At 69.7% G+C, this 19,917-nt stretch carries 17 protein-coding genes and 1 pseudogene; 14 read left to right on the top strand and 4 right to left on the bottom strand.

The window, feature by feature from the left end; all coding sequences use genetic code 11:
- The 6 genes and pseudogenes from DC432_RS13610 to DC432_RS13585 form a co-directional block, all read left to right on the top strand.
- Positions 1-380: pseudogene (locus DC432_RS13610) on the top strand (CpsD/CapB family tyrosine-protein kinase); the annotation flags it as partial.
- 159 nt (positions 381-539) lie between these two features.
- Entirely contained in the window at positions 540-2,258 is a 1,719-nt protein-coding gene (locus DC432_RS13605) for a DUF4012 domain-containing protein (RefSeq protein WP_116538339.1), read from the top strand.
- 223 nt (positions 2,259-2,481) lie between these two features.
- Positions 2,482-3,033, top strand: a complete 552-nt coding sequence (locus DC432_RS13600; protein ID WP_116538334.1) for an LPXTG cell wall anchor domain-containing protein — start codon at positions 2,482-2,484, stop codon at positions 3,031-3,033.
- A 111-nt stretch (positions 3,034-3,144) separates the two neighbouring features.
- Positions 3,145-3,633, top strand: a complete 489-nt coding sequence (locus DC432_RS13595) for a hypothetical protein (protein WP_116538333.1) — start codon at positions 3,145-3,147, stop codon at positions 3,631-3,633.
- Positions 3,634-3,682: 49 nt separating this feature from the next.
- Complete coding sequence (locus tag DC432_RS13590) at positions 3,683-4,615, top strand: SMP-30/gluconolactonase/LRE family protein (protein WP_116538332.1); 933 nt, start codon at positions 3,683-3,685, stop codon at positions 4,613-4,615.
- 119 nt (positions 4,616-4,734) lie between these two features.
- On the top strand, positions 4,735-5,394 hold the full coding sequence (locus DC432_RS13585; RefSeq protein WP_116538331.1) for a formylglycine-generating enzyme family protein: 660 nt from the start codon (positions 4,735-4,737) through the stop codon (positions 5,392-5,394).
- On the opposite strand, the gene DC432_RS13580 is transcribed toward DC432_RS13585, so the two are convergent.
- Positions 5,378-5,857 (bottom strand): MarR family winged helix-turn-helix transcriptional regulator, encoded by a 480-nt coding sequence (locus DC432_RS13580; RefSeq protein ID WP_243393137.1) that lies wholly within the window; start codon positions 5,855-5,857, stop codon positions 5,378-5,380. The genes DC432_RS13585 and DC432_RS13580 overlap by 17 nt on opposite strands.
- A 63-nt stretch (positions 5,858-5,920) precedes the next feature.
- Here DC432_RS13580 and idi point away from each other — a divergent pair, with 63 nt between their 5' ends.
- Genes idi through DC432_RS13545 form a run of 7 tightly spaced genes read left to right on the top strand, consistent with a single transcriptional unit; the run spans position 5,921 to position 11,490 of the window.
- Positions 5,921-6,472: an isopentenyl-diphosphate Delta-isomerase gene (gene idi, locus DC432_RS13575; protein WP_116538330.1), complete on the top strand. Its 552-nt coding sequence runs from the start codon at positions 5,921-5,923 to the stop codon at positions 6,470-6,472.
- Positions 6,469-7,539: a polyprenyl synthetase family protein gene (locus DC432_RS13570; protein ID WP_243393136.1), complete on the top strand. Its 1,071-nt coding sequence runs from the start codon at positions 6,469-6,471 to the stop codon at positions 7,537-7,539. Before idi ends, DC432_RS13570 begins: the two co-directional genes overlap by 4 nt.
- Positions 7,536-8,405: a phytoene/squalene synthase family protein gene (locus tag DC432_RS13565; RefSeq protein WP_116538329.1), complete on the top strand. Its 870-nt coding sequence runs from the start codon at positions 7,536-7,538 to the stop codon at positions 8,403-8,405. The genes DC432_RS13570 and DC432_RS13565 overlap by 4 nt, the downstream gene beginning before the upstream one ends.
- Entirely contained in the window at positions 8,402-9,958 is a 1,557-nt protein-coding gene (gene crtI / locus DC432_RS13560) for a phytoene desaturase family protein (RefSeq protein ID WP_108319857.1), read from the top strand. The genes DC432_RS13565 and crtI overlap by 4 nt, the downstream gene beginning before the upstream one ends.
- Position 9,959: 1 nt before the next feature.
- Positions 9,960-10,289, top strand: a complete 330-nt coding sequence (locus DC432_RS13555) for a lycopene cyclase domain-containing protein (RefSeq protein ID WP_116538328.1) — start codon at positions 9,960-9,962, stop codon at positions 10,287-10,289.
- The gene (locus tag DC432_RS13550; protein ID WP_116538327.1) at positions 10,286-10,603 is read left to right on the top strand and encodes a lycopene cyclase domain-containing protein; all 318 of its coding nucleotides are present in this window, start codon (positions 10,286-10,288) and stop codon (positions 10,601-10,603) included. Before DC432_RS13555 ends, DC432_RS13550 begins: the two co-directional genes overlap by 4 nt.
- A complete protein-coding gene (locus tag DC432_RS13545; RefSeq protein WP_207770826.1) occupies positions 10,600-11,490 on the top strand; it encodes a prenyltransferase in 891 nt (296 codons plus the stop codon). Before DC432_RS13550 ends, DC432_RS13545 begins: the two co-directional genes overlap by 4 nt.
- Positions 11,491-12,113: 623 nt before the next feature.
- On the opposite strand, the gene DC432_RS13540 is transcribed toward DC432_RS13545, so the two are convergent.
- Together DC432_RS13540 and DC432_RS13535 are read right to left on the bottom strand one after the other, a co-directional pair.
- Positions 12,114-15,071, bottom strand: coding sequence for a UPF0182 family membrane protein (locus tag DC432_RS13540; protein WP_116538326.1), 2,958 nt, complete (start codon positions 15,069-15,071; stop codon positions 12,114-12,116).
- A gap of 43 nt (positions 15,072-15,114) precedes the next feature.
- Positions 15,115-16,254, bottom strand: coding sequence for a YlbL family protein (locus DC432_RS13535; RefSeq protein ID WP_116538325.1), 1,140 nt, complete (start codon positions 16,252-16,254; stop codon positions 15,115-15,117).
- Between the two features lie 175 nt (positions 16,255-16,429).
- Between DC432_RS13535 and DC432_RS13530 the strand changes: the two genes are divergently transcribed.
- Entirely contained in the window at positions 16,430-17,845 is a 1,416-nt protein-coding gene (locus DC432_RS13530) for a zinc-dependent metalloprotease (RefSeq protein ID WP_116538335.1), read from the top strand.
- Positions 17,846-18,640: 795 nt separating this feature from the next.
- On the opposite strand, the gene DC432_RS13525 is transcribed toward DC432_RS13530, so the two are convergent.
- Positions 18,641-19,917: ATP-dependent helicase (locus DC432_RS13525; protein WP_133177946.1), on the bottom strand; the 1,277-nt coding region annotated here is incomplete at its 5' end.

Below are 19,917 nucleotides of genomic sequence, written 5' to 3'. Positions count from 1 at the left end.
CGCTGCTACCGGTGACCGACGCGGCGATTCTGTCACGAGCGACGAGCGGGGCTCTCATGGTCGTGTCGGTCGCGCGGACGACGCGCCACCAGTTGACCGGCGCGACCGAAGCCCTCAACACGGTGGGCGCCAAGTTGGCCGGGTTCGTCATGTCCATGGTTCCGACGCGCGGACCCGATTCGTACTACGCCGCCTACGGCTACGGGTACGGCTACGGGTACGGGTACAAGCTGTCGCCGGCCGAGCAGGCCAAGAGCGACCGGAAGGCGAAGAAGGCTGGTGGTGGCCGCGCTGCACTGCCCGCCGCAGACGTGGAGGCTCTCGACGAGCTCGGCTTCGCCTCGAGGCGGGAGAGTCGCGAAGCGTCACGCGAGTCCTGACCCTCCGACATGACCCCGTTGGCCTAGGCCGCCCCATTCACTGCTCCGCGCTTGAGGTTTCTTTTGTCTGCTCGTGAACCCGTTCTATTCGGACGAAAAGCGGGGCGGATCACGTTGTGGGTCGTCTCGGGAGCGCTGATCCTGGGTGTGGCGGTGTCAATGTGGGTCGGCATCCGAGGGGCGCTCGCGTACCAGCACCTCCGAGCCATCGAGGCGGGCGCTTCCAGCGCGAGTGCTCAGATTCTGGCCGACCCGGCGCAGGCGCGGAGCCTGATCGCGTCGTTGGCGGAGGAGGCGAAGGCAGCTCGCGACCTGACCGGTGACCCGATCTGGAGCTTGGCCGAGCAGACTCCGTGGATTGGACCGCAGCTTGAGGCGGTTCGCATCATCTCTGCATCGTCGAGCGGTCTGCTCGGGGATGGGCTGCGCCCGCTCGTGGACGCCGTCGTCGCTACTTCGCTCGATGCGCTGAAACCCGTCGACGGACGGGTCGACCCCACGGCCATCGCTCAGCTGGCGGCTCCGGCTGGTTCAGCCGCTACCGATGCACGCGACGCATCATCGGCAGTCGAGGCCATCAACACCGTTCCGCTGCTTGGGATTGTCCAGGGCGCCGTCGAGCGCGTCAGGGAAGCATTCGCTCGGACCGCCGACGGGCTCGACGCTCTCTCGCGCGCTACCGATCTGCTGCCCGGAATGCTCGGAGAGGGCGGACCGCGTCAGTATCTCGTCCTCGTTCAAAACAACGCCGAGGCCCGATCCCTCGGCGGAATCGCCGGCACGGCGATCCTTCTCCGCACGGACGGCGGGGCGGTCTCACTGGTCGACACCCGCTCCGGCACTTCTCTGTCCGAAGGTCTGCAGGGCACGAGCGCCGCGAACCTTCCGCCGGATGTCGTCGCTCTGTACGGCGAAAGGCCTGCCAAGTATTTCCAGAACGTGACCCAGATCCCGGACTTCGCCATCGATGGTCCCCTGGCCCGCCAGATGTACCAGTCCGTCACCGGCGTGAGCGTCGACGGTGTCATCACCATCGATCCGGTCGTGTTGTCGTACATGCTGGCCGCGACGGGTCCGATTCAGCTGCGAGACGGCACGGTCGTCGACGGCAGCAACGCCGCGTCGCTGTTCCTGAATGACGTCTACAAGCGCTTTTCCGATCCCAAAGCACAGGACGCATTCTTCGGAGAAGCGACGGCCATCATCTTCAAAGACTTTCTTGGCGGGAAAGGCTCGAAGCCTGGTCTGCTGAGTGCCTTCTCTCGTGGGGCCGAAGAACGTCGTGTCCTGCTGTGGAGCGCCCACGAAGACGAACAAGCCGTGCTCTCCGGCTCGACCTTCGCCGGAGCGCTGCCCACCACGACCGAGCGCACCGCCCGATTCGGTGTCTATTTCAACGACGCCGGTGGGTCGAAGATGAGCTACTACGTCAAACCTGACGTGCGTCTCGCCTGGTCGGGATGCGTACCCGGCGCCGCAAGCGAGCGTGAATTGACCCTCTCGGTTTCTCTCACCAGCACAGCGCCCGCGGACGCGGCGACCATTCTGCCGCGTTACCTGACAGCGAACGGAACATTCGGAGTCGCACCGGGCAACGCCGCCACCCTGACGAACGTCTTCCTGCCCGAGGGATGGGACCTCGTCAGCGCCACCAGCTCGAACGGGCTGACATTCGCAGACGGGACGTATGCGGGGCGACGGGTCCTGAGCATCGGCACCAACCTCGCACCGCAGGCCTCGAACCAGCTGGACCTCGTCGTGAAGAAGGTCTCAACGGCAACCGAGGCGGAAGCCTTTGTCACACCGACCGCCGACGGGTCGATCGACCCCACACCCTCTGCCGACTGCGGGGAGACGGCCGTGCCGCTCCTGCAGTGAATGAATCAGATGCACCGCATTCTGAGGAAATATTGCGCGCTTCAGAAAATTAACGTCCCGGAAACCCTCTCAGTTTGCTTCCGGGTGGCGCCTAGGCAATACTCAGGAAGGCTCTCAGTACCACCCACCGCTTCATTGTTGTCCTTCCCCCTTGCGTCACCATCGGATAGCACGAACGCGGACCACCCATAAACCGGTAGCCCGGATTCGAAAGCAGGCATTCATGAAGCTCAACTTTGCCAAGGTCGGCGCCTCCGCCGCCCTCGCTGGCGCGCTGCTTTTCGCAGCTCCCGCCGTCGCGCAGGCCTACGTGCCCACCACTCCCGACACCGTGTCGGTCTCCGTCACCTCGAACGGTCCGGTTCCGATCGCGGGCTTCGCGCCCGGCGCAACCGTCACGTTCACGCTCGTCGGCGTTGGGGTGACCGGCTCGAACATCGCGACCGCAGGCGCCACCGTCTCTTCGGCATCGGTGACCAAGACGGCTGATGCCTCGGGTTCGGCCACCGCGGTCGTCACTCTGCCCGAGCCCCGCGTCGGGTCCTACACTCTCGCGGCCTCCGGCCCCCGTGCCGACGGCTCGGTCGGCGCCGGCAGCGGCTCCGGCTCGACCGGTGGCAGCAACGCCAGCGGCAGCAACACCCTCCCCGCGACCGGCATGGACGCCAACTCGCTCCTCGGCTTCTGGGTCGGCGGCGGCGCCCTCGTCCTCGCCGGTGCGACCGTTGCCGTGGCCACCACGGTTCGCCGCAACCGCCAGAGCAACAACGCCTGACGCTCAGCGTCGCGTGAGAAGCGCCGTCGACTTCGGTCGGCGGCGCTTCTGCTTTTCGAAGCTGCCGTCAAGCCGCCCGTCCCTCCCCCGCCACACAGGTTGACTCGGCGCATGGACACCACCACGACCGCTCCGCTCGACAATGACGGCCGGAGCGAAAGCGACCCGCCCTCACTCCCCTTCGTGCACTTGTGGACGGGACTCGACGGCAAGAGTCGCCTCGACGAATCCATCCTTCGCGGGTTCGGGTTGCAGAGCGTCGGCGGCGGCGCCGATCCGCAGTGGATGCGACCCTTCCCCGGCGAGGTATCGGCCGTGCTCTTCGCCGCGCTCCCCGTCGGGTGGGTGGGACAGTGGCATCCGTCCCCGCACCCGCAGTGGGTCATCCCGCTGCGAGGGAAGTGGTTTCTCGAGACGCAAGACGGCTCTCGGGTAGAAATGGGGCCCGGCGACATTCACTTCGGGCAGGACACGGATACCGCCGAAATCGACGGAAAGACCGGACACCTGTCGGGGACCATCGGTGACGAGCCATGCCTGCAGGTGCTGATCCAGTTCGCCGCGTCACCGGCTGCCCCGACACCGCACCCCTTCGGCTGAGGGCGTCAACCCGCGCACGTTCCGGGCTGCGGTCACGTTGACTGGGCGCATGACCTCGGATGCCACACGAATCCCCATCGACGGACAGGTGCTGCAGGGGCCGCGCGAGCCTCATGAAGTGGATGTGAATCCGCCGCGGGTGTGGGACGAGCGGTTGGCGGCCGTTCTGCCCGCCTCGTCGCGGCTGCTGGGGCTGTACGACGACGCCACCTGGGCCGAGGGGCCCGCCTGGTGGCCCGCGGAGCAGGCGCTGATCTTCAGCGACGTGATCGGCCGCCGGACGCTCGCCTGGCGGGAGGACGGCAGCATCGTCACGGTGCGCGACCGTTCGAACTTCGCCAACGGCAACGTCATCGACGATCACGGGCGTCTCGTCCAGGCCGAACACGGGCGCCGAGGCGTCAGCCGCACGGACAGCGACGGAACGACGCTACTGGTCGACTCCTCCGAGGGTGCCCCGCTCAACTCGCCCAACGACCTCGTGGTGGCGTCTGACGGTGCAATCTGGTTCACCGACCCCACCTACGGCATCTCTGACCCGCGTGAGGGCTACCCCGCGGACCCCGCTCTGAGCCACACGAGCGTGTACCGCTGGCGCGAGGGCGAGCCGCTTCGGCGCATGATCGACCTCGACGAGCCCAACGGGCTCGCCTTCAGCCGCGACGAGCGCACGCTCTACGTCGCCGAGTCGCGCGCGGACGGAACGCCCCGCATCGTCGCGTGCGACTGGGACGGCGAGACGCTCGGCGCGCCCCGCTTCTTCGCCGGCGTCGATGCCGGCATCCCGGATGGATTCGCCGTCGACAGCCGCGACTGGCTGTGGATCTCGAGCGAGGCAGGGATCGTGATCGTCGACGAGACGGGCGCACGACTGGGCGTCATCCCGACACCCCATGTCGCGAGCAACTGCACCTTCGATGCGGACGAGAAGCGGCTGTTCATCACGGGGGACAGCGATCTGTGGATGGTGGAGCTCGCCTAGCCGCCGCCCCACCCGTACATCACTCCCCCTCCCCTGTCACCCCACCCGTCCGCTCCCCCGCGCTGGCGCACGCTTGACTACGTAGCGATCGTGCTGCCAAGAGAGTGGGTAGATCGCACATGAGCGACATGGAGATGGCGCGTATCGCCGCGGGTAGCGTGCTGCGCATCGATCAGCGCGGCAGCGAACGCCGCGAGATCGTCGTCCAGGCGTTCGAGATCGGGCGGTACGCCGTCACCGAGGAGCAGGTCGCCGAGTTGCTCGGCATCCCGTCACAGAACCCCCGTCGACCCGCCACGCACATGAGCTGGCTGCGCGCGATCCGCCTGTGCAACGCGCTCAGCGAGTGGGAGGGCCTCGACCCCGTGTACTCGTTCGACGGCGAGCTCGTCACGGGCGACCCCGACTCCGAGGGCTTCCGCCTGCCCACCGAGGACGAGTGGGAGTACGCCTGCCGCGCAGGGTCGACGGGCATCGCGTACGGCCCCGTCCGCGAGGTGGCGTGGACCGCCGCCGACGGGCTGGGTCACCCGGCCGAGGTCGGCATCCGGATGCCGAACCTCAACGGGCTGTTCGACACCCTCGGCAACGTGTGGGAGTGGTGCTTCGACCTGTATGACCCCGAGGGTGAATCCGACGCGCGCGTGTTCCGCGGCGGCGGGTGGTCGGATCAGCCGAACGTCGTGCGGGCCGCGGCCCGACGCGGTGGCCGGCCCCGAGAGGCGTTCGACGACGTCGGCGTGCGCGTCGCGCGCGGACCGCTCAGTCGTCGGTCGTGATCGCCTCGGTCAGCTGCTCCATGAAGGCGGCGACCGTCGACAGCTGCGCGTCGTCGTACTGATCAGCCGTCTCGCGCATCGCCCCCAGGTGCACGCCGAAGTGCTCGAAGAACTCGCGACGCGACTTGTCAGTCAGCACGACCACCCGCGAACGGCCGTCGGACGGGTGCTTGCGCCTCTCGAGGTGACCCGAAGCGACGAGCCGGTCGATGAGCTTGGTCGTGGATGCCGTCGAGATGCGCAAGTGGGTGGCCACGTCGTGGGGGCTGACCATCTCTCCACGGCGCTCGCGGATGGTCAACATGCGCAACGTCGCCAGGTCGCTGGCGTTCATGTCCATGTCGCCCTTCATGCCGCTGTGCATGCGATCGAGGGCGTCACTGAGCGACTGCACGGCCCGCAGGGTTTCGAGGACGGCAGGCCTTGTAGCAGAGGTCGACACGGCATCCGGCACGGTGGACACCCCCTTTCGGTCACGGTATTGTCGGGCTCACATCGCTAGCTAAACTAGCAAACGGGAGGCACGATGAGCGAGACCGAATATGTCGTCCTCCTGGACGACTTCGGCAACGAGATCGGCACGGCGCCCAAGGCCGACGTGCACGACACCGACACGCGTCTGCATCTCGCGTTCTCTTGCCACGTCGTCAACAGCCAGGGTCAGGTGCTCGTCACCCGCCGCGCGCTGCACAAGAAGACGTGGCCCGGCGTCTGGACCAACTCGTTCTGCGGCCACCCCGGCCCGGGCGAAGCCATGACCGCCGCCGTGCACCGCCGCGGAGAGTTCGAGGTGGGCCTGCGCGTCCGCGACGTCGAGCTCGCGCTGCCGACCTTCCGCTACCGCGCCGTCGACGCCAGCGGCATCGTCGAGCACGAGATCTGCCCCGTGTACGTCGCCCGCACCGACGACGAACCGCAGCCCCACCCCGACGAGGTCGCCGAGTACCGCTGGGTCGACCCCCTCGAACTCGCCGCCTCGCTCGAATCCACCCCGTGGGCGTTCAGCCCGTGGCTCGTGCTCCAGGCGCAGCAGCTGCACCTGTTCGACCCCGCACCCGCCGTGAGGAGAGCCTCGTGATCTTCGCCGTCCCCAGTGCCCCCACCGCGCGTCAAGAGATCGAAGACGCCATCGAGACGTCGCTCGAACGCCTCGAGCATCGCCTGCTCCCCCTGGGCGACGGCGCGCACGCCCTGGCATCCGCCATCCGCCGCGCGACCACCGGCGGCAAGCGCTTCCGTCCCCTGCTCGTCGCGGCGGCCTACGACACGCTCGACGGCGACGGCGTCAACCTGTCGGACCTCTGGCGTATCTCGGCCGCCTTCGAGCTGCTGCACACCGCCTTCGTCGTGCACGACGACGTCATCGACCATGACCTCGAGCGACGCGGCATCCCGAACGTCGGCGGAGAATTCCGCCAGCGCGGCCTCGACAAGGGCGCCGACGAGACCGGAGCCTCGCTGCTCGGCACGGCCGCCGGGATCCTGGCCGGCGACCTGCTGCTGCACGAGGCCACGCGCCTGGTCGCCCTGAGCAACGTCCCCGCCGAGATGCGCGCCGACCTCGTCACGCTCGTCGAAGACGCCGTGATCGTCTCGACCGCCGGAGAACTGGCCGACGTCGAGAACTCCATCACCTCGGCCGACCTCGACCCCATGACGATCCTGCAGGCCACGCGCGACAAGACCGCCGTGTACTCGTTCTCGGCCCCCCTGCAGGCCGGAGCCGTCATGGCCGGCGCCGACGACGCCACCCTGCACGCCCTCGAGCGCTTCGGCGAGCGACTGGGCCTGGCGTACCAGCTGATCGACGACCTGATCGGCGCCTTCGGCTCGCCCGAGGTGTCGGGCAAGGACGAGGGCTGCGACCTGCGCGAGGCCAAGAAGACCCACCTGATCTCGCTCGCCCGCGAAACCGCGAGCTGGCCCGAGGTCAGCGAAGCCCTCGCCCAGGCCCACACCGGCCCCGTCGCGATCCGCGTCGCCCAGACGGCCCTGGCCAACTCGGGCGCCCGCAAGGCCCTCGAGCGCCTGGTGTACGACACCCTCGACGAGGCCGTCAACATCGTGAGCATGTCGACCCTGCCGACCGAGTGCAAGACGATGCTGATCGAACTCGTCGACATGGTGGCGGAGCGCGTTCCGTGAGCACCGCGCCCACGGGCCTCGAACTGTATTCGCAGACGGCAGACGACGCCGCCGCCGCCGTCATCAACCGCTACTCCACCTCGTTCGGTATCGCGACCAAACTGCTCGGGCCCCGCCCGCGCCCGCACGTGCGCAACATCTACGCCCTCGTGCGCGTCGCCGACGAGATCGTCGACGGCCCCGCCCACGACGCCGGCCTCTCTCCCGAGCGGGAACGCCACGTGCTCGACGCCCTCGAGACCGAGGTGATGGATGCCATCGCCACCGGCTTCAGCGCCAACCTCGTCGTGCACGCCTTCGCCCGCACCGCGCGGGAGTGCGGCATCGGGGCCGACCTGATCGCCCCGTTCTTCGCATCCATGCGCACCGACCTCGACACCGCCTCGCACGACGACGTCTCGCACGACGCCTACGTCTACGGCTCGGCCGAGGTCGTGGGGCTCATGTGCCTGCAGGTCTTCCTCAACGCCGGAATGTCGGCCCCGGCTCGCCCCGCCGCCGACATCGTCGACGGCGCACGGCGCCTGGGTGCGGCCTTCCAGGACGTCAACTTCTTGCGCGACCTCGCCGACGACGCCGACCGCCTCGGCCGGGACTACCTCGACGGGGCCGCCGACGACGACCGCCGCACCGCCGTGCTCGACCGGATCGACGCCGACCTCGCCGCCGCGGCATCCGTCATCCCCCACCTTCCGCCCGACTGCCGGGCCGCCGTGACCACCGCGCACGACCTGTTCGCCGAACTGTCGCGGCGCCTGCGCGCCACCCCCGCCGGAGCCCCGCGCGTGCGCGTGCCCGACGGCGTCAAAGCCACCCTCGCCGCCCGCGCCCTTCTGGGGCGGCCCCCGAAAGGACCACGCTCATGAGCGCCCAGCGCATCGTCGTCGTCGGAGGCGGAATCGCCGGACTCGGCACCGCCGCACTGCTCGCCGACCGCGGACACGACGTCCAGCTGTTCGAAGCCCGTGACGCCCTCGGCGGCCGCGCCGGATCGTGGGAGCAGGACGGCTTCCGCTTCGACACCGGCCCCAGCTGGTACCTCATGCCCGAGGTGTTCGACCACTTCTTCCGCCTGCTCGGCACCAGCGCCGACGAACAGCTCGACCTCGTGCGCCTCGACCCCGCGTACCGCGTCTACGGCCCCCCGGGCAAAGGCGAGCCCATCGACATCGTCTCGGGACGCGAAGCCGTGCGCGCGCTGTTCGAGAAGCACGAGCCCGGCTCGGGCGACAACATCGAGAAGTACCTCGACTCGGCCAAGGACGCCTACGAGCTGTCGACGTCGAAGTTCCTCTACGACCCGTACTCGTCGACCAAGGGCCTGCGCGACCCCGCGCTGATCAAGCGACTGCCCACCCTGATCCCGCTGCTCACCCGCACGCTCTGGAAGCGCGTCACCGACGACTTCAAGAACACGCGCCTGCAGCAGATCCTCGCCTACCCCGCGGTGTTCCTCGGCGGCTCGCCGTTCGAGGTGCCGAGCCTCTACCACCTGATGAGCCACCTCGACCTGGGCGACGGCGTGCTCTACCCCAAGGGCGGCATGACCGAGATCATCAAGGCCATCGAGAAGCTCGCCCGCGAACGCGGCGTCCGCATCGAAACCTCGTCGCCGGTCGAGGCCATCATCACCGACTCGGGCACCGCGCGCGGCGTGCGCCTCGCCGACGGACGCGTGATCGCCGCGGATGCCGTGGTCTCGGGCGCCGACCTGCACCACACCGAGAACGTCCTGCTCGAAGAGAAGGACCGCCAGTACCCCGAGAAGTGGTGGAAGGACAAGGTGCCCAGCCCCGGCGCCCTGCTGCTGCTGCTCGGCGTCACGGGCGAGCTGCCGCAGCTCCCCCACCACACGCTGCTGTTCACCGACGACTGGCACACCAACTTCGACGCCATCTTCGGCGAGGACAAGAAGATCCCCGACCCCGCGTCGATCTACATCTGCCGCCCCAGCGCCTCGGACGACTCCGTCGCCCCCGAAGGTCACGAGAACCTGTTCGTGCTCGTCCCCGTCCCCGCCGACCCCGACAGCGGCCGCGGCGGCGTCTCGGGCGCCGGCGACCCGCGCATCGAAGCCGCGGCCGACCGCGTCATCGCGCAGATCGGCGAATGGACCGGCATCCCCGACTTCGCCGACCGCATCGTCGTGCGAAAGACCATCGCGCCCGAGGACTTCAAAGAAGACCTGCACGCGTGGCATGGCAACTCGCTCGGACTCGCGCACACGCTCAACCAGAGCGCGATCTTCCGCCCCAAGAACCGCTCGCGCAAGGTCGACAACCTGTACTACGCGGGCACCTCGGTGCTGCCGGGCATCGGCCTGCCGATGTGCCTCATCTCGGCCGAGCTCGTGGTCAAGCGCATGACGGGCGACACCACCCCCGGCCCCCTGGCGGAACCCGCGCGCGCGGCGGTCTGACATGCCCGGGATCTACCTGGGCGCGATCCTCTTCTCGCTGGTCGGTATGGGCCTCATCGACTGGAAGTACTCGCTCGCGCTGCGGGTCGCCCCCGTCCGCACGACGATCGCCGTGCTCATCGGGACGGCGTTCTTCCTCGCGTGGGACGTCGTCGGCATCGTCACCGGCGTCTTCGTCAAGGGTGAGAGCCCCCTGTTCGTCGGCGTCATGCTCGCCCCGCACCTGCCGCTCGAAGAGGTCTTCTTCCTGCTGTTCCTCAGCTACCTGGCCGTCGTGATGTTCGCCGTGTTCGAACGGCGCGCAGCGGCGCGCGAGCGGGTGCCGTCGTGACCTACCCGCTCATCGTGCTGCCGTTCGTGGTGCTCACGGTGATCGTCACCCTGGCGACGGCGCGGCTGCCGCGGTTCCGCCGGCGCATGGCATCCTCGGGTCTCACCGCCCTGGTGCTGGTCGGCCTGACCCTCGTGTTCGACAACCTCATGATCGCCGTCGACCTGTTCTCGTACCCGCCCGAGCACCTGAGCGGCCTCAAGCTCGGACTCGCCCCCGTCGAGGACTTCGCCTACCCGCTGTGCGCGGCGTTCCTCGTGCCGGCGGTGTACACGCTGCTGTCTTCCGCCCCGTCCCCGAAGGATGCCGCATGACCCTCCCCGCACTGACCCCCGGACGCATCGTCCGCGAGCTGTTCGTGTCGTCGCGGCCGGTGAGCTGGATCAACACCGCCTTCCCCTTCGCCGCCGCCTACCTGCTGACCACGCGCCAGATCGACGCGCCGCTGATCATCGGCATCCTGTTCTTCCTCGTGCCCTACAACCTGGCGATGTACGGCGTGAACGACGTGTTCGACTACGAATCCGACCTGCGCAACCCCCGCAAGGGCGGAACGCACGGCGCCGTGCTCGCCAAACGCATGCACCCCATCACGCTGTGGGCGTCGGCGCTGTCGTGCCTGCCGTTCGTGGTGTACCTCGTCATCATCGGGTCGCCGCTGTCGTGGCTCGTGCTGGCGCTCAGCCTGTTCTTCGTCGTGTTCTACTCGGCGCCGCCACTGCGACTCAAGGAACGCCCGTTCCTCGACTCGATGACCAGCAGCATCCACTTCTTCTCACCCGCCGTGTACGGTTTGGTGCTCGCCGGCGCCGTGTGGACCTGGCAGCTCGTCTTCGTGTTCATCGCGTTCGCGCTGTGGGGCATCGCCTCGCACGCCTTCGGCGCCGTGCAGGACGTCGAAGCCGACCGCGCCGCCGACATCTCGTCGATCGCCACGGCCCGCGGAGCCCGGTGGACCGTGCGCTTCGCGCTGACCGCCTATCTTCTGGCCGGTGTGGCGATGCTCTTCACGGCCTGGCCCGGTCCGCTGGCCGCCGTCCTGGTGATCCCGTACCTGGTCGTGTGCTGGCCGTATCGGAACGTGACGGATGCCGACAGCGACCGCGCCACCGCCGGATGGAACCGCTTCTTGTGGTTGAACCAGATCGCCGGCTTCGGCACGACGATGCTGCTGATCTGGTGGTGGTTCTTGAGCGCGTGACGCGCGGGGGTGGGGGGGCGCGCGGGGGCGAGGAGGGTGCTTAGGCGCTCGCGGGCGTGCTCTCACGCGCGAGACTGCAGGTAGCTGACAAGTCGGTTGCAGGATGTCGCCGAGTTGTCGGCGGCGTGCAGTCTCGCGAGGAATCCGGGGCGCGGCACGGGTCCGCGGCGGGGACGCAGGGTACGCGACGGGCGACGGCGTCCGGCGGGCCGGCGCCGGACGGGGCCGTCGTCACACGAGACTGCAAGTAGCTGACAAGTCGGTTGCAGGATGTCGCCGAGTTGTCAGCGGCGTGCAGTCTCGCGAGGAATCCGGGGCGCGGCACGGGTCCGCGGCGGGGACGCAGGGCCCGCGACGGGGCGGTGACGACAGCGGTGGCGGTCACGGCGGTCACGGCGTCCGGCGGGCGGGCGCCTAAGGCCGTCGTCACGCGAGACTGCAAGTAGCTGACAAGTCGGCTGCAGGATGTCGCCGAGTTGTCGGCGGCGTGCAGTCTCGCGAGGAATCCGGGGCGCGACGACGACGGGCGCGCCGGGCGGAGGCGCGGCGACGCCGGGCGCGCCGGGCGGGAACGACGACGCCGGCGCCCCGCGGAAGCGGAGCGCCGGCGTCGGTGCGTGGGATCAGCCGGCGGGCGTCTCGGACGGGGCCGGGGTGGGCGACAGCGTCGCCGTGCCGCCCTGGCCCTGGCTCTCGAGGTCGAGCAGGCGCTGGACGGCCGCGGTGAGGCGGGCGTCCTGCGTCGCGAACCCGGCGAGGTCGCCGCTGGTCAGCGCCGCCTGGCGCGCCGTCAGCGCGTCGCGCGCCTCTTGCAGCGCTGCGGCGTAGTCGCCGGCCGGAGCCGTCGTGCCGCCACCGGTCGACGTACCGCCCGTGCCGCCCTGACCCTGGTCGGTCGGCGTGACCGTCTCGTCGCCCGTGTTGGCGCCGGAGTCACCGCCGAACAGCGTGTCGAGGGCCTCGCTGAGCGTGTTCTCGAACGCGATCTCGTTGCCGAACGCCACCAGCACGCGTCGCAGCTGCGGCAGCTTGGTGTCACCCGAGGACTGCACGAACACCGGCTGCACGTAGAGCAGACCACCGCCGACGGGCAACGTCAGCAGGTTGCCGTTGAGCACCTGCGATTGACCCTGCTGCAGGATGTTGATCTGCGACGAGACGTTGGTGTCGGAGTCGAAGGTGTTCTGCACCTGACCCGGTCCCGGCACGGTCGTCGCCGCGTCGATCACCAGCATGCGCAATCGGCCGTAGTCGTCGCGCTTGGTGCCCTGCTCGCTGCCGGCGTTGGAGTCGACGGCGAGGTAACCGGTGAGCACGTTACGCGCCTGACCGCCCTGGGATGCCGGGATGAAGCTCGTGAACATCGAGAACGTCGGGTCGTCCTGACTCGGCATCTTCATCGTCAGGTAGTACGGCGGCTGGAACGTCGCCGGGTCCTGCGGGTCGTTCGGCGTGGTCCACCGGTTGTCCTGACGGTAGAACGACACCGCGTCGTCGACGTGGTAGACGCCGAGCATCGAGCGCTGCACCTTCATCAGGTCGGTCGGGTAGCGCACGTGGCTCATCAGGTCGGCCGACATGGCGCTCCACGGCTGCAGCGACGACGGGTAGATGTTCTGCCACGCCTTGAGCAGCGGGTCCTCGTCGTCCCACGCGTACAGCTGCACCGAACCGTCGTACGCGTCGACCGTGGCCTTGACCGAGTTGCGGATGTAGTTGATGTCATCCAGCGCGTAGGTGGGGGCCGGGTTGTTCGAGTCGGCGATCGCGCGCGAGAGCGAGACGCCCGTGGAGTACGGGTAGTTCGAGCTCGTGGTGTAGCCGTCGATGACCCACTTGATGCGACCGTCGACGACCGTGGGGTACGGGTCGCTGTCGAGCGTCAGGTACGGCGCGACCTTCTGGACGCGGTCCTTGGGGTTGCGGTCGTACAGGATCTGCGAGTCGGCGTTGACGCTGTCCGAGAAGAGGATCTGCTCGGACTGGAACTTCAGCGCGTAGATGAGGCGGTTGAAGACGTTGCCCACGCTCGGGCCGCCGTTGCCGTTGAAGGTCGTGCGGGTCTCGGTGCCGCCGTCGGCGCCCAGCGGGTAGTCGAGCTCGATCGGGTCGGTGCCCTCGGGAGCGCCGACGATCGAGTACTGCGGCGAGGTCTCGCCGAAGTAGACGCGCGGCTCGTAGTTGAGGTCGGTCAGGAAGCCCGTGCCGGGGATGGCCTGCTCGAGGAAGACCGGGTCGCCGTCGGCGGTGCGCTCGTTACCGGCGGCCGCGACCATGCCGTAGCCGTGGGTGTAGACGAGCGTCGTGTTCTGCCACGACGCGGCGTCGCCGAGCTGACCGATGTTCAGCTCGCGCAGCGACACGACGGTGTCCTGCGTCTTGCCGTCGATCGTGTAGCGGTCGACGTCGAGCGGGTTGGTGAACTGGTAGTACGCGCGGTACTGCTCGAGCTGACGGACCGTGGGTCCGATGATCGCGGGGTCCATGATGCGCAGCTGCGCGGTGGACTCGGCGTCGTTGCGCAGCTGTCCGGCCTCGGCCTCGGTCGTGGCCTGGAAGTTCTCTTTCTCGACCTTGTCGATGCCGTACGCGGCCTTCGTGCCGTCGAGGTTGCGCTGGTAGTACTGGCTCTCGAGGGTGAGCTCGTTCGGGCGCACCTGGAAGGTGGTGACGGCCCACGGGATGGCCGCACCCACGACGATCGCCGAGACGACCAGCAGCGCGGTCCCGATCAGGGGGTAGCGCCAGCGGCCGAGGAACGCGGTGACGAAGAAGGCGATCGCCACGATGACCGCCGCGATGGCGAGAATCGTCTGCCCGGGGATGACGGCGTTCGCGCCGACGTAGCCCGGACCGGTGATGCGCTCGGACGGCTCCACCAGCGTGCGGAAGCGGTCGAGCCACAGGCTCGCGCCCTGCAGCAGCAGGTACAGACCGGCGAGGATCGCGAGCTGGATGCGCGCAGCCTTCGAGATGCGCAGCTCGCGCTGACCCACGCGAACCGAGCCGTACAGGTACGACACGACGGCGGTCAGCAGCAGGCTCACCAGCACGACAGCCGAGGCGAAGCCCAGCGCCGAGGCGTAGAACGGCATCGCGAACAGGTAGAAGCCGGTGTCGAGACCGAACTGCGGGTCGGTGACCGAGGTCGCGACCCCGTTGAGCCACAGCCAGGTCGTCTCCCACTGGGCGGATGCCGCGAACCCGGCGAAGAAGCCGAAGAACACCGGGATCCCCCACATCGCCAGGCGACGCAGCGGCTCCACCACCTCTTGGTAGCGGTCGAGCTGCGAGCTCAGACGCGCGTACACGGGACGCAGGCGGTAAGCGAGCTGGATGGCGCCCCACACCGGAACGGCCATCGCGAGGAACCCGACGACGAACATCACGGTGCGCGCGATCCACTGCGTGGTGAGCACACCCGTGAAGCCGAGCTGCGAGAACCACAGCCAATCGGAGTACAGGTTCGCGAAGACGAAGAACGCGACGACGAGCGCTGCGATCACCGCCAGGGTGATCGAGATGATCCGTCGAGAGCGGTTCGGGGGCGTGGCCTGGTTCGGCGCTGAGGTCGTGGTCACCCACTTATCCTAGGCGCGAGATTCCGGGGGTTCGCCGTGAAAGCTACGATCCCGAATCACACGTCGGCAGGGCATCGAGGTCTCCCCCGTCGCGGATCGTCTCGAGCGCGGTGAGCGACTGCGAGAGCGTCGAGGTCGAGAACACCCGGATGCCGTCCGGCACATGACCGACGACCTCGTTGCAGTTCGCCTCGGGGGCGAGGAACCAGGTGGCGCCGGCATCCCGTGCCCCGTAGAGCTTCTGACGGATGCCGCCGATCGGTCCGACGTTGCCGTCGGCGTCGATCGTGCCGGTGCCCGCGATGTGCTGGCCGCCCGTGAGGTCGCCGGGCGTCATCTTGTCGATGATGCCGAGGGCGAACATCATGCCGGCGCTCGGGCCGCCCACGTCGTTCAGCTGGATCTGCACGTCGATCGGCAGGTCGAACGAGATGGCGAGCCCCACGCCCAGCAGGTACTGCTGCCGGCCGTCGACGTCGGTGGGCTTCGGGGTGACCTGGGCCGTCCGCGACGAACCGTCGCGGTCGAATCCCAGCGTCACGGGTGCGCCCGCGGCATCCTGGACCGCGGAGCGAACCCCCTCGACGCTGGTGACATCCGTGCCGTTCACCGAGGTGATGACGTCCTTTTCCTGAAGGATTCCGGCCGTGGCACCGGTCTCGTCGACGGTGGCGACGCTGATGGTCTGCGGGACGGTGTACCCCAGCTCGCGCAGGGCGGCGGCGCTGGCCTCGTTCTGCGAGTCGGTCATGAGCGCGGCGTTCTCGGTGTTGCGCTGCTCGGTGCTCTGCCCCGCGGGGAAGATGCGGTCGATCGGGACGACCGCGCGCGAGGGATCGAACCACGCCTGGACGAGATCGATCCACGACGGCGTGCGCTCGCGGTTGCCGCTCACCTGCACCGTCAGCAGGTCGAGCTGACCGTCGGTGGCGGCATCCTGTTCGTTCGGGACCGTGATGAGGGGCACCTGCTGCCCGTCGGCGTTCGTCGACGTGCCGAGGGTGTTGTAGACCGGCCCCGGCTGCTGGATGACATACCCCGACGGGACGAAGGTGAGCACGAACAGCACCACGACGGCGAGAGTGAGCGCCCACACTCCCGTGACGGTGCCGCGCCCCCACCGCCGCGGGGGCTCGGGCTCGGTCACCGGCGCGCGGGAGACGTTCTGGTCGAACAGGGTCACGGTCTCAATCCTTCAGCGGGTCGTCGTTCGCGCGCGGCGTAAGGCGGTGAGAGGCCGGGCCGTCTGATGCGGGGAAGCGTGCGACTAGCGTAGGACTCCCATCCCCAGACCTGGCTGAAAGGCGGCTGAAGTGGCAGACGACGACCGGAACCCCGAAGAGGAGTTCCAGGAGCTCATGCGTCGCCTGATGTCGGGCGACGTCAGCGGGATCGATCCCGAGCAGCTCTCCCGCCTGTCGGGAATGCAGATCGACCCCGCCATGCTGCAGGCGGTGATGAACCAGCTGCAGGGCGCGTTCAACGGCTCGCAAGAGGGCGTGGACTGGAGCCTGGCCGAGCGCCAGGCCCTGCACATCGCCAACCAGGACGGCCTCGGCGTCACCACGGGTCAGAAGACCGACCTCGACCAGGCCTTCACCCTCGCCGGGCTGTGGCTGGGCGAGGCCACCACCATCTCGGACCTGCCGCGGCCCCCGCGCGTCGTCACCCGCGGCGCCTGGGTCAGCGCGACCCTGCCCGTGTGGCAGGAGCTCGCCGAGCCCGTCGCGACGAGCATCGCGGACGCCCTGACCACGGCCCTCGGCCAGCAGGCTCCGGACGACATGCAGGACATGATCGCCGGGGCCGGCCGCCTCATGCGCACCGTCGGAGGATCGCTGTTCGCCACCCAGCTGGGCCACGTCGTCGGGCGCCTGTCGACCGAGGTCGTCGGCGGCGGGGACGTCGGCATCCCGGTCATGCCCGACGGCGACGCGGCGATCCTGCCGCAGAACTTCGCGGACTTCGGTCGCGACCTTGAGATCCCCGACGACCAGCTCGCGCTGTACCTCGCGACGCGCGAACTCGCGCACGCGCGGCTGTTCCGCCACGCGCGGTGGCTGCGGCTGCACGTCATCTCGCAGGTGCGCGACTTCGCGCACGGCATCCGCGTCGACACGGACGCGCTCGAGGAGCTCGCCACGCGCTTCGACCCGTCGCAGCCCGACGAGCTGCGCGGCGCGCTCGAGAGCGGCGCCCTGCTGCCCGAGCGCAGTGAGGAGCAGACCGCCGCGCTCACGCGCCTCGAGAACCTGCTGGCCACGATCGAGGGCTGGGTCGACGTCGTCACCGAGGACGCCACCTCGCGTCTTCCCTCGGCCGCGCGCATCGCCGAGGCCGTGCGTCGCCGCCGCGCCGTGGGCGGGCCCGCCGAACAGGCGCTCGGTTCGCTGGTCGGCCTCGAGCTGCGCCCGCGCCGCATGCGCGAGGCCGCCGCCCTGTGGCGCGCGGTGACCGACGCCGTCGGCGTCGACGGACGCGACGCGCTGTGGGACTACCCCGACCTCATGCCCACGTCGGACGACATCGACGACCCCGCGGCCCTCGTCGCGCGACTGACCGCCGCCTCGCGCGGAGAGGCAGCGCCCGCGGACGCGATGGACGACGCCCTCGCCCAGCTGCTCGCCGAGGAGGCCTCGGGTGGGCGGGATGCCGGGACGGACGGCTCCGCGAGCGGGACAGACGGGTCCGCGAGCGGGACGGACGGCGACGGCTCCGCGACCGGGGCGGACGGGGACGACGACGCCGCGCCGGGAGACCAGCGACCGGTCTGAGGCTGCTCTCGCGTCGGACGCCCGCGGTGAGGATCCGGTCCCGCCGCGGGCGTCCGCCGTTTCTCCCCACGCCGTGATCCGGGCGTCGGGGTGGGGACAGCGGCATCCCGGACCCTCCCGCGGGACAGGCTCGGGGCATGATCCGACTCGATTCCGCCGCTCCCCCGCTCTGGCGCCACGACGGCCGTGTGCAATTCGGCGCTCCCGCCGTCGCCGTGACCCCGACCGCCGGGGCCTGGGTCGACCAGGTGGTCGCCGCCCTGGTCACCGGCACCACCCGCGCCCAACTCCGCTCGCTCGCCCAGCTGCACGGCAGCGGTGGCGCCGCGTGCGACGCCCTGCTCGCCGAGATCGCCCCCGCCCTGGCACGGGCGCCGCGGCATCCGCCGATCCTCGTGCAGACCGCCGACGACCTTCCCGCCCGCGCCGTCCGCGCGGTGCTCGCCGCCCTCCCCGGACGCGCGACCGTCGTGTCGTGGGCGGGTCCGGCGAGCGAGCCCGTCCCCGCCGACGCGCGGGTGGTCGTTCTGGCGGCCTACCGCGTCGACCCGCGGCGTGCGGCGGCGCTCGTGCGCGAGGACGTCACGCATCTTCCGCTCGTGCTCGACGGGGCGAGCGCCGTCATCGGGCCGGTCGTCGAGCCCGGACGCACGGCGTGCCTGGCCTGCCTCGACGCGATCCAGCGCGAAGGCGACCCGCACTGGCCGCTCGTCGCTGCGCAACTGCTCGGTCGTCCGCGGCCGGACATCGACGTCGCCCTCGCCGCCGAGGCGGGACGCGCGGCGCGGTTTCTGCTCAACGCGCCGATCGCGTCGACGAGCCGCTCGCTGCGCCTGCGCGCCGATTCGTTCCGGCGGGCCTGGGCGCTGCATCGGCCGAGCGAAGACTGCCACTGCCGATCTCTCGCAGGAAGCGCGACGGCGAGCGTTCCATCCGCCCACGCCCTCGCGCCCAGCTCACCGACAGCGTTCGCGCGGCCCGCGTGACGCCGACGTATGCGAGGCGGCGCTCCTCGTCGACGGCCTCGAAGGTCTTGGCGTACGAGATGGGCAAGAGCCCCTCGCTCACCCCCACGAGGTAGACGTGATCCCACTCCAGACCCTTCGCCGCGTGGAGCGTGGCCAGCGTGACGGTTCGCGTGGTCGGCTCGTGCTGGTCGCGGGCTCGCGCCTGCAGGTCGTGGGTGAACGCGCGCAGGTCGGTGCCCTCGGGCGCCTCTTCGGCCAGGCGCAGCAGCGCCGCGCGCGCCTCCCACGCCTCACGCAGCGCGCCGCCCGCCTCGGGCGGATCGTCGGTCAGACCGACGCTGCGCAGCACGTCGCGGACCGTCGCGATGAAACCGGTGCTGATCGGCGCCACCGACGCCGCGCGCAGGGCCATGAGGGCCTGACGCACCTCGGGCAGGTCGAAGAACTTGCGTCCGCCCAGGACGGATGCCGCGATCCCCACGCCCGACAGTGCACTGAGCAGGGCCGCCGACTGGGCGTGCGAGCGGTAGAGCACGGCGACGTCGTGCGGATCCACCCCGGTCGCCAGCAGGTCGCGGATCGACCGGGCGACCGCGGCCGCCTCGTCCTCGTCGTCGTCGAAAGCCCGCACGGTGGGGACGGGCGTCTCGTCCGCGCGCGCCGCCACGAGCTCGAGCGCGCCCTGCCGGCCGCGCATCAGGTCGTTCGCCACCGCGAGCACCGGCGCCGTGGAACGGTAGTTGCGCTCGAGGCGCACCACGCGGGCATCGGTGTGCGTGCGCTCGAAGTCGAGCAGGTACTGCGCGTCTGCTCCGGTGAACGAGTACACGGTCTGGCTGGCGTCGCCGACGACGCACAGGTCGCGGCGATCGCCGAGCCACAGCTCRRGAACGCGGTTCTGCAGCGGCGAGACGTCCTGGTACTCGTCGACCGTGAAGTGCCGGTACTGCTCGCGCACSGCCGCGGCCACGCGCGGTTCGGCCTCGATCATGCCGGCGCASGTCAGCAGCACGTCCTCGAAGTCCATCTGGCGCCGCTCGTCCTTGAGCTTCTCGTACGCGCGTTGCAGAGCGACCACCTGGTCCACCGAGAGCCGGCCGACAC

This window comes from Microbacterium testaceum, from assembly GCF_003075375.1.
In the GTDB taxonomy this organism is placed as follows: Bacteria; Actinomycetota; Actinomycetes; order Actinomycetales; family Microbacteriaceae; genus Microbacterium; species Microbacterium testaceum_E.
The sequence above is the reverse complement of the archived record's forward strand: the minus strand, read 5'-3'. Positions and strand labels throughout refer to the sequence as shown.

What these genes read in the sequence shown, in the direction of transcription:
- DC432_RS13605 (WP_116538339.1), top strand. Translation starts at nt 540, where the DNA reads ATGTGGGTCGGCATCCGAGGGGCGCTCGCGTACCAGCACCTCCGAGCC.
- DC432_RS13590 (WP_116538332.1), top strand. Translation starts at nt 3,683, where the DNA reads ATGACCTCGGATGCCACACGAATCCCCATCGACGGACAGGTGCTGCAG.
- DC432_RS13555 (WP_116538328.1), top strand. Translation starts at nt 9,960, where the DNA reads ATGCCCGGGATCTACCTGGGCGCGATCCTCTTCTCGCTGGTCGGTATG.
- DC432_RS13595 (WP_116538333.1), top strand. Translation starts at nt 3,145, where the DNA reads ATGGACACCACCACGACCGCTCCGCTCGACAATGACGGCCGGAGCGAA.
- DC432_RS13600 (WP_116538334.1), top strand. Translation starts at nt 2,482, where the DNA reads ATGAAGCTCAACTTTGCCAAGGTCGGCGCCTCCGCCGCCCTCGCTGGC.
- crtI (WP_108319857.1), top strand. Translation starts at nt 8,402, where the DNA reads ATGAGCGCCCAGCGCATCGTCGTCGTCGGAGGCGGAATCGCCGGACTC.
- idi (WP_116538330.1), top strand. Translation starts at nt 5,921, where the DNA reads ATGAGCGAGACCGAATATGTCGTCCTCCTGGACGACTTCGGCAACGAG.
- DC432_RS13585 (WP_116538331.1), top strand. Translation starts at nt 4,735, where the DNA reads ATGAGCGACATGGAGATGGCGCGTATCGCCGCGGGTAGCGTGCTGCGC.
- DC432_RS13530 (WP_116538335.1), top strand. Translation starts at nt 16,430, where the DNA reads ATGCGTCGCCTGATGTCGGGCGACGTCAGCGGGATCGATCCCGAGCAG.
- DC432_RS13545 (WP_207770826.1), top strand. Translation starts at nt 10,600, where the DNA reads ATGACCCTCCCCGCACTGACCCCCGGACGCATCGTCCGCGAGCTGTTC.